Origin of the sequence: Haliscomenobacter sp., from assembly GCF_041740695.1 — a bacterium.
Lineage (GTDB): Bacteria > Bacteroidota > Bacteroidia > Chitinophagales > Saprospiraceae > Haliscomenobacter.
In genome coordinates this window covers 39,994-51,068 of sequence record NZ_JBGSLK010000140.1, presented here as the reverse complement: position 1 = coordinate 51,068, position 11,075 = coordinate 39,994, and the positions used below count along the sequence as shown (strand labels likewise).

The following is an 11,075-nucleotide window of genomic DNA, read 5'->3' as shown; positions in this document are numbered from 1 at the left end:
CAAAGAAGGCAAAGACCATCTTTGCATTATCAATGCGATGCGCAACAAGATTTTGCTCAGGGTTTTTGCCGTCGTTAAAAATCAAGTTATGTATCAAAAAAATTTGAACAATGTCTTGCTTGAACCATAGAAAACACGACGTTTGCGCTACGCGCTTTTACGCCTTCGGCGTAGAGCGGCATTAATTAGGAGAACGGATGACCCGGATTAAAGCGGATTGAAACGGATAAATGATAGGCAATCAAAAATATATCCGTTTCAATCCGCTTTAATCCGGGTCATCCGTTTTCCCATTGTTGTCGCTTTTAGCAAAAGAGGCGAAGCCTCAAATAAGCGCAGCGTAAAACGTCGTGTTCGTCGTGACGTCGTGGTGAAATCAAAATGCAGCGAAGCTGCGTAACAAGTTAAATGTAGAATTTACCTCTTCGTTTAGAAGTAACAGGAAGCGTGTTCCCCCAGATAGACATGTGCCTTTTTGTGGTCGTAACCGTTGCGGCAGTACAGTTTTTTGTTTGTTTATAGTTTATGTGGGGCCTAAGAGTCGTTTATAGTTTAAGTGGGTACAATTCCCCTTTAGCTTTTCCGCAGCAAGCGGAGGTAATAAACCGCCCCCGCAGTATTTTGTGCTGGTGCCTGAAATTTTACCCTGATCCGGGTTTTCCCCTGTAGCATCGAAGCTGGAATCGAATAGTCAATGTCTTGGAATTGCGACTGATGCCATCGACCCGTATTGTTTTCGCTGATCAACTTTTCCTCATCGATGTAGATGTCGAATTTCCGGTTGCCCCATTCGGCACCCCAGTAGCGTACCCGGAGGTCCAAGTTGGTTTCGCCATTGGTGGCCATTTGATAACTGAAATACCCACCATTGTTGGCGTCGCGCCAAAATTCGTCCATAAACGAGCCTTTGCGTGACTGCTCACTTTGTAGGGCATGATCTACTTCCGGTTGTTGCTCACCAGGGGCGACAAAATCAAGGGTGCGTTTTTGCAAGGCCAATTTTTCTTTTTCGAGCGCAGCGATTGAATCGAGGTAGGATTGGTATTTTGTACCCGTCAATGCCATCCAATACATCATGTAGCGTGCATCGTGGATGCGATAAAATGGCTCCAGTACCAAATTGCTGGAGTTGACCATTTTTAAATTTGGCGCAGTAAAACTGAGCGGTTTACCTTTAATGGGCACCAGTTTGGTACCGATTTTATCCAAATCGTCCTCAATAATAATGGGCGCTTGGTCAATCGGAAGTCTTTCCCCACTGGCAATGTGCCCCCAACGGCTATCGTCGGCAATCAATCCTTTTAATCCTTCAGTTCCGGTTTTTGCACCCAGTAGAATTGGGCCGTGTAGCAAGGCAACGTATTCAGGAGCATTTGTCAAGTGCTCAAGGGTGTTGCGCATGGGGAGCGTAATTTGTACAACATCCCCTTTTTTCCACAGTCGCTTAATCGCCACATAAGCAGAAGGCGAAGTGGTGTAGGCCACACGCTTGTTGTTGACCCTGATTTGTAATGCGCCAGCCTGCACCCAGGAAGGATAGCGGATCATCAGCGTAAATCGGGCACGGCCTTCCGTGATGATCAATTTCGTTTGTTCCTCCTCCGGAAAATTGGTCTCCTGTTTGAGCACAATTCCTTTTGCCCGCCAATTCAGTGATGAAGCAATAAATAAATTCAAGAACAAGGAATCTTTTTGCTGCGTGTAAATCAGCTGATTGTATTTCCCGTGGTTTTCCATGCCACTGCCCACACAACACCACATGCCTTGATTGGGCGCAGAATAAACGCGGTAATGGCGTGGGCGAGCCGGAGTGAAATAGACATAACCCCCATGTTCGGGGTGTTGGGTAGAAAGGATGTGGTTGTACAAGGTTCTTTCGTAATAATCCATGTAACGGCCGGATGGATTGGCTCGGAACAACTCCTCCGTCAGCTTGAGCATGTTGTAGGAATTGCAAGACTCTGGCCCTTCCACATCGTGGACAAAGTCGTGGCCAGCCGCTACACTAGGGAAAAACTCCCGACGACTGTTACCACCCAAAGCCAGGCTGCGCTTGCTGGTAACGGTTTCCCAAAAAAAACGGCCTGCCTTGGCATATTTGTCTTCCTTGCTCAATTCCGCGATGCGCTGGAAACCTACCGCTTTGGGCACCTGGGTATTGGCGTGTTTGTTGTCCAGGTTGTCTTTGCCCATCGACATGGGATCGAGTAAGGCTTGATGGGAAAAGCGTTTTGCCGCCCTTAGGTATTTTTCATCCCCGGTCATTTGGTAGGCATCGGCAAAAATCTCGTTCATGCCCCCATGCTCGATGTCCAACATGGATTGCATTTGCGCTTCGCTTAAATCGGAACTGATGGCGATTCCCCAGTCGCAGAAGGTTAAAAACAGGGTTTTGGCCGTTTCATGACCGGAATACAACCAGGCGTCGCGCAAACCTGAATACAACTTATGCAAATTGTACCAGGGCACCCAGGCCGCGCGCAAGGCTTTAAAGTCGCCGTTTTTGAAGGTCGACCAGATTTCCGCACTTTTGGGAACCCCGCCGAGATAACCAATTCCCCAAGCCGGATGTTTGAGGGCATTGGCCTCCTGACAGGCTTTGAGCTCGCTGAGCATGTATTCCAGGCGCTTTTTGCACTCGGCATTCCCTATCTCGGCATTCATGGCCATGGCTGATAGGTAGTGCCCACCTACGTGCCCATCCAAACCATCCCAATTGGGATAACTTGCCGCTTTTTCGGGGAGCCCGGCTTCCTTGCGGTAAGGATTCAACATTCGGTCTACATCGTATTGCAGCAGGGTTTGAATATTGAGGTCACGGGCGTGTTTGAAGGGCCCTTCGAGTAAGCTCACCTCAGCAAGCGAAAATGAGTTGGAGTAGAGCCGATCCTGGGCATTTGTGGTGCAAATGCCCAGGAGGCTGCAAATACTGACGAGAAGCAACGCTATTCTCATGGTGCGATTATTTGAACATGGGGTCATTTCCCCCGTATTTCAAGTATTTAAAAGAAGCTGAGTTCGTACTTGTTTGTCCCGAAGAAGTGGCGTACATCCCATACAGGCAGCCGATGAAACTTCCTGCCGCTTTGGTGCTGAGGAATTTAGCGTCTACTTTCTCTTTCAACGGCTTCCAGGTTTTGAAATCCTCTGAACAGTAAAAGCTGTAGGTGTCGCCCGCTGAGCTGATGCGCAAGCCCACTGATTTTGCGGAGGCTTTTACCGGAATTTCAGCAAGTAATTCCATGGATTTTTCCGTGGTTATACTTTTGTACAACTGAATCACCGCTTTGCCCTGCGACTGGGATTTGCACAAGTAGTAAAAATGTTTTTCATCCTGAAGAATCACCAAACCTGCTTTTTCATGTTCCGCAGTGGGGGTGAAGCTCAAAGCGGTTTCTGCTGTGCTGTACAGGTGTTGCTGGCGTTTGCCGATGAAAGAAGGATTGCTGAAATCCATGACTGTCTCCGGCTTCAGCTTCAGGGTGAGTCCCTGCTTTTTGGACAAGGAGAAAGAGCTGCTGTCTATTTTGCGCATGAAGAGCAGGGCAGGGTCGAGGTTTTTTTCAAAAGTCAGGGTGTATTGAAAATTGCCCGCTTGTGGCAAGGCCCCTTTTTGCTTGACTTCCTTGTACTTGGCCGTGTAGGAGTATTGGATTTCTTTATGGTCGGGATTGATGATGGGCCAATCGTTTTTCCATTCTACGGGGGCGATGAAGGTTTCCCGGCCAGTGTTGTAATAGTCGCCCTCATAAGGTCTTACCGCCAAAAAAATGGCATAGGTTTTTCCATCGGGGCCTTCTACAAACTGAGCGTGTCCAGCGGAAGTAACCGGGTCTTTGCGATCAGCGGGTAAATCGCGCTGGGTCAAAATCGGGTTCTGCTCGTAAGGCACAAAAGGTCCCCAAATCGATTTGCTGCGCAAAACCACCTCCGAGTGATTGACCGAAGTGCCACCTTCCGCAGCGTACAAATAATACCAGCCATTCTTTTTCAGGAAGTGTGGCGCTTCAATCCAGACGGGCTTTTTGGTGATGTCGACACCGCCATTGATCAGTTGTTTTTCTTCACCAAATACCTTCAGCGCGACGGGGTCAAATTCCTGCACCCTGACTGTACGGTGCCCTGAGTATAAGGGTTTACGGTCGGGCGCATCGCTGTTGTACACGATGTAGGCTTTGTCGTCATCGTCGAAATAAATGGATGGGTCAATGCCGCGTACTTGCGGAATCTTCACTGGATCGCTCCAGGGACCTGCGGGATCTTTGGCGGTTGCGACGAAGTTTCCGTCGTGGTCAATGTCGGTGCAGACCACGTAAAAAGTGCCTTTGTGATAACTGATGGAAGGGGCAAACAAGCCCCGGGTCAAACGTTCTCCCATAAAATCCATCTGGGAATTGCGGTGGATGACATTGCCGATTTGTTTCCAGTTTTTCAAGTCCTTGCTGTGAAACACCGGGATGCCGGGGAAGTACGAAAATGTGGAATGGACGAGGTAATAATCCTTGCCCACCTGCGTGATGCTGGGATCGGGATAAAACCCGGTCAGGATGGGGTTGGGGATGGTGATTTGAGCCAGGCCAATTTGGCTGGCGAAGAGTAAAATGACGACTATTTGATATAGTTTATGCATGACTGCGTTTTTTAAAAGTTTGAAAAAATGTTGAATGAAACCTCGAATTACTGCCCTGCGAAGGTATAAACCAACCCCTTCTGCGTAGGCACATCGTACACTAGCGTTGCTTTCAACTCCAGCGGTTTGATCGTTGCTTTAGCCGAAACAATCGGCGCAGGCGTTTCTTCGGTTTGATAAAAGGGGTTGGGATTTTTACCCGTAGCTACTTTCAAACTCGCCCCATTGCTCAACTTCAAAGCATTGGGTACCCGCAAGCGTAGGTTGCCGCCCAGAGTAGATTTTACCACCAACTTGACCACTTTAGCGTCCTTCCACTGTAGGTCTACGACTTCAAAACCACCCCAGGCTCGTAGCCCACCAATACTGCCATTGGGCCAAACATCGGGTAATGCGGGCAAGAGATGAACGGCAGCATCGGAACTTTGTAGCAACATTTCGGTGATGCCCGAGGTACAACCAAAATTGCCGTCAATTTGGAAAGGTGGGTGCGCATCGAAGAGGTTGTTGTAGGTGCCGCCACCATCGGGATTTACCCCTAGTGGCGTCAACTGGTTTTGGATCAATTTGTAGGCATGGTTGCCATCCTGCAATTTGGCCCACCAGTTCACTTTCCAGCCCATGCTCCATCCAGTGGATACATCGCCCCGTTGCAGCAAGGTATTGCGAGAAGCCGCAAAGAGCTCAGGCGTGCGGTAAGGGGAAATCTGGTTGGATGGAAACAAACCATACAAATGGGATACGTGTCGGTGATGGTCATCGGGGGCATCCACATCGTCCAGCCATTCTTGCAACTGGTTGTGTTGGCCAATGTGCATGGGGGCCAGGCGGCTGCGCAATTGTTTCAAGGTGTCTACAAAGGCGGCATCTTTACCCAAAAGCTGAGCCGTGCGAATGGTCGAGCTAAAAACGTCGTAAACAATCTGGTTGTCCATCGTCGTTCCCGCATCCAGAGAAGAGCCCCCGTGCGCTTTGGGCGCATTCTCGGGGGAGTTGCCGGGGCTGACGACCAACCATTTGTACTGAGGGTGTTCGATCAAAAAATCAACATAGAACAAGGCTGCTCCTTTGAGGGCAGGATATACAGTTGCCAAATACGTTTTATCGCCATTGTAGAGGTAATGCTCCCACAGGTGCTGGGTGAGCCAGGCCCCTCCTGCGGTCCACATGCCCCAAAACGCCCCGTCGATCGCGCCATTCATGCGCCAGATGTCGGTGTTGTGGTGGGCCATCCAGCCGCGGGTGCCGTACATGGTTCTGGCGGTTTCTTGTCCGGTAATCGAAAGTTCTTTGACCATCTCTAATAGTGGTCGGTGCAGCTCGGCGAGATTGGTGCGCTCGGCGGGCCAGTAGTTCATCTCCGTATTGATGTTGATGGTGTACTTGCTGTCCCAAGGTGGATTGAGGCGGTTGTTCCAGATGCCTTGCAAGTTGGCGGGCTGGCCGCCGGGTTGGGAGGAAGAAATCAACAAATACCGGCCAAATTGATAATACAGGCTGACCAGATGAGGGTCATTGGTACTGCTGAAGTTTTTTAGGCGCTCGTCGATTGGCAAATTGGCGGCAGGAGTAGTGCCCAAATCCAGTTTGACCCGCTTGAAGTACTTTTGGTAGGCCGCAATGTGGCCAGCTAAGATAGTGGCATAAGCTTTGGGATAGGCCTTGTTCAAATGATCCGCGGCCCGTTTTTCCTCGTCGCCACTGACGTCCTTGTAATTGTTGAAGTTCGTTGCGATCGAAATAAATAGGGTAGCGGAATTGGCACCTTTGACCGTAAGCGAAGTATCGTTGGAGCTCAGGCTGCCGCCATCCAGTTTGATCCGGGTGATGCCCTTAAATTCCACCATACCCTTTACCCCATCGTGGTCGCTGGTGGTCCCGCTGATGGTCAAGTCCTTGGTTGGCGTGGTAGCGAATACTTTTTTGCGCTGGGGAGAGGAATAATTGGCGGAAAAGGAGAGGCTTCCGGCTTTGCTGGCCGTGAGCCGCAGCACGATTACCCGATCGGGGAACGAAGCCAGGGCCTCTCGGGTATAAGTAACCCCATCAACCACATAAGAAGTTTTGGCTACGGCTTTTTCGATGTCCAGTTCGCGGTAATAATTGCTGTAGTTTTCATGGCCCGCAAAATTCAGGTGGAGGCTACCAACCGGCTGGAACATTTGCCCATGCGACTTCTTGGTAATGATGACTCGGTTGGCCAGTCTTTCCGCTTCTTTGTGTTTTCCCTCAAAAATGAGTTTTCTGATTTCGGCCAGCGAATCCAAAGCCGCGGGATTGTCATTGCGGTTGGGGCTGCCGCTCCAAACCGTGTGTTCGTTGAGTTGAATGGTTTCTTTGTCTACATTGCCGTAGACCATCGCCCCCAAGCGACCATTGCCGATGGGGAGGGCATTTTCCCATTTGGTACCTGAAGTTTGATTGTACCAAAGTTTTAAACCTTGTTTTTCCTGGGAAAAGGCCCAAGTGCTTACCAGAAGTAAACCAAAAAAGAATGTTTGTTGCATCGTTGTAGGTTTGGCAGAGTCTAGGGTTTTACTTGCTAAAGCTTCACTGTTAGGGTTTTGTTTTTATTTAAAAATGAGCTTTTTATGTTTATTCAATCGATTGAATTTTTGACCAAAAAAAGTTAAAAACTCGAATGGGGGACTTCAACCATGGCTTTGATCACCCCGTTTGCCGGGTTGAGCCAACTTTCAAATTCGGTGCTCACTTCATCAAACATGACCCGATGGGTGATGTAAGTGGCCGGATTGATTTTTTTCTGCTTCAAATTTGTGATCACCTGTTCAAAATCCTGTCTGGTAGCGTTGCGGCTGCTCATCAAAGTCCCTTCGCGCTTGTGGAATTCCGGATGGCTAAAGGTGATGTCGCCTTTTTGTAAGCCAATCAGTACGTACCTTCCTCCATGGGCCATGTATTGAAAAGCATTGTTGATGGCTTTTTGGCTGCCCGTGGCATCAATGACCACGGTGGGCATATCGCCATTGGTGATGTCCATCAGTTGCTCCACGACATTTGCGGAAAGCGCATTGACCACGTAGGGCACCTTGAGTTTTTCTTTACAAAACTGCAGGCGGTGCTCGTTGATGTCCAAGGCGATGACTTCTCCGCCCGCGATTCGGGCAAATTCCATGGTTCCCAATCCGATTGGCCCGGCACCAATCACCAACACAAACTCACCCTTGGAAATGTTCGCTCTTTGGACCCCGTGTGCACCAATAGCCAGCGGCTCTACCAGCGCCAGTTCGTCAAAACTCAAACCCTCACCGTGCACCAGACTTGAAGAAGGCACGGAAAGGTATTCGACCATACCTCCATCGATGTGTACCCCACAAACTTGGATTTGGGTGCAACAATTGGTTTTGCCCACCCGGCATGCTACACAAGTGCCACAGTTAAAATAGGGGATAAAAGTGACGGACTCGCCATGCATAAACCCCGGGGCCTCATCAAACTCAGCCAAGATACCCGAAAGCTCATGGCCCAGGATTCGGGGGTAGCTAAAAAAGGGTTGTGTACCTTCAAAAGCGTGCAGGTCAGTACCACAAATACCGATGCGTTTGATTTTAATGATGGCCCTGCTTTGCTCCAATGGGGGATTTTCTTTGGTCGTGTACGCCAGTTCCCCAGGTTTGATGCAGGTAAGTGCCTTCATTTTTTTGTTGATTACCATAAAGTGTGTGCCAAGTTGGATCAAATTTAGCTAAAACTATTAATGTAATTTGTACAATTAATCATAAATTTTTGCCGGATTTGAGACTTAAGTAGGGTATGTTCAAACCATTGGTCTGCTTTAGAAGGGAAAAAAGAAATAAAAATTGGTACCCAGCTGGTTTCTTGCCTAATGTTAATGCTTTCAAAAAAACCTTTTTGAACTTCCCCGGACGAGCAGGTCACTCGCGATGATTTCTGTTTTATCCTCCGGCGTGGTGGTTTTTCCATTTAAAATGAATTCAAAATAGATTTGAGCGGCACGTTTTCCCAGCTCCTTACTTCTTTGATCAACGGAGGAGAGGGCAGGCTTAACGATGGGCGCGAATACTTCATTTGCAAAACCGAATATACCCAATTGTGCGGGCACTTGGATGCCCATGGACTCCGCAACTTGTAAAACCCCCAAGGAGAGGTGGTCCGAAATGCTCAAAAAAGCATCAGGCGGTTCGTTTAGCACCAGGAGTTCTCTGGCAACTTCAATCGCTTCTTCTCTGGACAAGGCATTCTCTACAATGAAATTAGCGGGGATGCTCAATCCATGTTCTTTTATGGCTTGGATAAAGCCTTCTTTTCTAAGTCCAAAAGTAGAAAGATGACTTGGCCCGCCGATAAAGGCAATTTTTCGGTAGCCCTGTTCAATCAGGCTTTTGGACACCTGATACGTGATCTCTTGATTGTCATTTAAAATCTTAAAGCTGTCTACTTCATCCATACAACGATCGAACTGAATGAGCTCAATGTTGTGCTTTCTGATGTTTTGAAGGTGTGCACTGGTTTGAGTTTCTGCCGAAACAGAAATCAAAATACAATCAACGTTTTGATGAACCAGGGTATCAATGGCTTTGCATTCGTGCTGAAAAGATTCATGCGACTGGCAAATGATCAGACTATGGTTGTTTTGAAAGCAGACTTCTTCGATCCCGGCGATGGCTTCCGAGAAAAAATACTGATTGATGTGTGGAACAATGACCCCAATGGTTTTGGATGAGCCCTGGCGTAGATTGGCAGCGTGTGAATTGTGCTTGTAGTTTAATTCACGCGCTTTTTGCTTTACACTGTCACATACTTTGGGATTGATGGATGGATGGTCATTCAGTGCTCTCGAAACATAAGAGGCAGAAATGCCCAATTCTCTAGCTAAATCATAAATGGTTATCCGTTTTCGACTCATGTCAAATGGTGCATAATGGGCTAGTTTACTTTTGCAAATCTAAATTTTTTCTGCGTTACTTAGCCCATTACTTCTTCCACAACTCATCAATCTCCGCCTGTGGAAAATTCCGCCGAGTCCTCCAGGATTGGGACTGGTAACCTGCTCCTTTGGACATCACCAAGGCCCACAAGCCATTGCCATAAGTCAAGTTGGTGATGTGGTAGCCTTTGTCCCACAATTCCTGGATTTCATCTTTGGGGTAATAATTGCGGGTACGCCAGAGTTGGTGCGCATAACCTGCATTTTTGGACATGACCAGGGACCACTGCCCGTTGCCGTAGCTGAGGCTGGTGATGTAGTAGCCCTGATCCCAAAACTCCTTGATTTCGTCTTTGGGGAAAGTAGCGCGGGTACGCCAGATTTGGTCAGTATAGCCAGTGCCTTTGGACATGACTAGTGCCCACAGGCCATTGCCGTAACTGAGGCTGTTGATGTAATAGCCGCTGTCCCACAAAGTATTGATTTCCTCCTGCGGAAAAGCAGGACGGGTGCGCCATACTTGTTCGCTTAAACCAGTGCCTTGCGACATCACCAGCGCCCAAAAACCACCACCGTAACTCAAATTGCTGATCTGATAGCCCTTGTCCCAATATTCCTGAATTTCATCCTTGGGAAAATTTGGGCGGGTGCGCCAGGCCTGGGCATACGTCACCTTGTTTTTGGACATGGTCAAGGACCAAATGCTGTCGCCATAAGTCAGCCCACTGATGCGGTAAAGCTGCTTGGGCGTTTCTTTATTGGTCGTGGTTGGATTTGACGTCGGATAAATCGTGGCAATGGTCTTTTTGTCCCCTGCCGAGAGCAAATAATTCCAACCTACCTCGTAGCCGTCCAGCGTGAAGTCCTTGCTGACGGGGTAGTGCATGATCGATTTGGGATCGTACTCGCCATTGGTTTGGGTAACCGAGTATTTGTTCAGTACGTTTTTGTCGACGTCTTCTTTGCTCCAGTTCTGCGTTTGCATGTAGTGGGCGTAAACCTTGGGGATGTTCCACTTGATGCCCGCCAGGGGGCTGAGGTGTTCGTGCAACATTCCCAGGGCATGGCCAAACTCGTGCAAGATGGTGCGCCGGAATTCCTGTTCCGTGGTTTTTTCGTTGAACCAACCGTAGTTCATCGAAGGGCCATTCAGCCCGCTGACCGACTTTCCGGTATTGACATCCACGGAAAACTGGCTGGACTGCTTGCCAATCAAAGACCAGGAGCCTTTGCCTTGATAAAAAGAAATACGAATGTCGGCACCCGACCGAGTGACAAATTCGAAACGCAGGTTGGCATAGCTGCCCCACTCTACGGCGTATTGTTTGACCTTGTTTTGCAAAAATGCAGATCCATTGATGAAACTTACCGTGATGATTTTGTGGTCATCGTCCCAACGCAGGTCATTGTAGTACACGCCCTGGTACAAGGAGGTATTCAGGGTGGGAAAGACAATGTCCTGACAGGATTGCACTTGGGCAAAAGTCCACTGGGCCAAGGCCAAAAACAATAGGGTGATGATGGGTCTCATAGCTA

6 protein-coding genes are annotated in these 11,075 nt (G+C 48.6%); all 6 read right to left on the bottom strand.

Annotated elements, in window-relative coordinates:
* Positions 1 to 573 precede the first annotated feature (573 nt).
* The gene (locus ACEW9O_RS28995; RefSeq protein WP_373553736.1) at positions 574 to 2,955 is read right to left on the bottom strand and encodes a beta-L-arabinofuranosidase domain-containing protein; all 2,382 of its coding nucleotides are present in this window, start codon (positions 2,953 to 2,955) and stop codon (positions 574 to 576) included.
* Between the two features lie 7 nt (positions 2,956 to 2,962).
* Positions 2,963 to 4,630: a glycoside hydrolase family 43 protein gene (locus tag ACEW9O_RS28990; RefSeq protein ID WP_373553735.1), complete on the bottom strand. Its 1,668-nt coding sequence runs from the start codon at positions 4,628 to 4,630 to the stop codon at positions 2,963 to 2,965.
* A 47-nt stretch (positions 4,631 to 4,677) separates the two neighbouring features.
* The gene (locus ACEW9O_RS28985) at positions 4,678 to 7,137 is read right to left on the bottom strand and encodes a glycoside hydrolase N-terminal domain-containing protein (RefSeq protein ID WP_373553734.1); all 2,460 of its coding nucleotides are present in this window, start codon (positions 7,135 to 7,137) and stop codon (positions 4,678 to 4,680) included.
* A gap of 122 nt (positions 7,138 to 7,259) precedes the next feature.
* Complete coding sequence (locus tag ACEW9O_RS28980; protein WP_373553733.1) at positions 7,260 to 8,288, bottom strand: zinc-binding alcohol dehydrogenase family protein; 1,029 nt, start codon at positions 8,286 to 8,288, stop codon at positions 7,260 to 7,262.
* 201 nt (positions 8,289 to 8,489) lie between these two features.
* The gene (locus tag ACEW9O_RS28975; protein WP_373553732.1) at positions 8,490 to 9,518 is read right to left on the bottom strand and encodes a LacI family DNA-binding transcriptional regulator; all 1,029 of its coding nucleotides are present in this window, start codon (positions 9,516 to 9,518) and stop codon (positions 8,490 to 8,492) included.
* Positions 9,519 to 9,585: 67 nt separating this feature from the next.
* A complete protein-coding gene (locus tag ACEW9O_RS28970) occupies positions 9,586 to 11,070 on the bottom strand; it encodes a M12 family metallopeptidase (RefSeq protein WP_373553731.1) in 1,485 nt (494 codons plus the stop codon).
* Positions 11,071 to 11,075: the final 5 nt, after the last annotated feature.